A 1,066-nucleotide genomic window follows, 5' to 3' on the forward strand; every position below is an offset into this window, starting at 1 on the left:
AGACACTTCTCTGGAGGCTCTCCCGCATTTAACCCCCAAACCCATTATCATCCGGACCCTGCCGCAGATCCGGCGCCTTTCGTCCGGACGCTGCCTCAGATCCGGCAGCGTTCCAGCCGGACGCTGCCGCAGATCCGGCAGCGTTCCAGCCGGACGCTGCCGCAGATCCGGCAGCGTTCCAGCCGGACGCTGCCGCAGATCCGGCGCCTTTCAGCCGGACCCCACCCCGCCTGCCGCCGGCGCCGTCGGCCACGAACATTGTCCTCAGCGTGATTACGCCAGCCATCAGACCAGGTCAAGGATTCTCAACCGGAATTGTCAAGGGGAGCTGGGTGCTGTGCTTGCCTCGAGCGTCGTTGGGACTCCTCTTCGCCCGACTGCCCGCCACTTATCTTGACTCGATTCCGGCTGCAACGATCGTGCGCTGCGGCACCTTCTGCCGCTATCCTCTGATCAGGTCACCGCCTGGCAGCGTATCGGCAATCTTTCCCGGCGCCCGCTCGCCGATGAGCGGCCATACGACGTCTTGTTCTTTCACTTGAAGGACGAGGCCCTGCGGTCCCGCCGGAAGGTACAGCGCCTGTCCGTCCGGACGGCCCGCTTTCGGGTTCTCGATCGTCGCGTCAATTCCTTCTCTGGGTGCACCGTCCCCGGCGGGCACCATGAACGCGACGACCGTGGCTCCCTTGGGAAAGGCCTTCGTGAAGTACAAGGGATCCGAACTCCGTGCGCCAAAGAGTTCAAGGTAGACGTTCCCGTCATTGCCCCGCGGCAGTTCGCCCTTGACCACGCGGCCTGTGTGCAGGATCAAGACAACTGAGTGAAGGCCCGTGCCGGTCCGTCCTTCCCGGACCCCCTCCACAGTTCCCTGGGCGATCACCTGGCTGACCGCGGCGAGGTCCTCCGTGGAATGGAAAGGGTCGTAGTCGAAGGTGAGGCCGCCGAAAGCAGCCAGAGTGTCCTCAGCCCTGTATGCGCACGTCAAGTTTCTGAGACAGTTTCATCGTTTTATTTCGGTTACGCTGCCAGGGATTCCTGGTCGCGGATCTGGTGGGCTGTGAGGGCT

General features: G+C 63.3%; 1 protein-coding gene. It reads right to left on the reverse strand.

Annotated elements, in window-relative coordinates:
- Nucleotides 1–442 precede the first annotated feature (442 nt).
- Nucleotides 443–985: a hypothetical protein gene (locus ABIB26_RS23705; RefSeq protein ID WP_354248662.1), complete on the reverse strand. Its 543-nt coding sequence runs from the start codon at nt 983–985 to the stop codon at nt 443–445.
- Between the last annotated feature and the right edge of the window lie 81 nt (nt 986–1,066).

The organism is Arthrobacter sp. UYEF20 (genome assembly GCF_040546335.1).
In the GTDB taxonomy this organism is placed as follows: domain Bacteria; phylum Actinomycetota; class Actinomycetes; order Actinomycetales; family Micrococcaceae; genus Arthrobacter.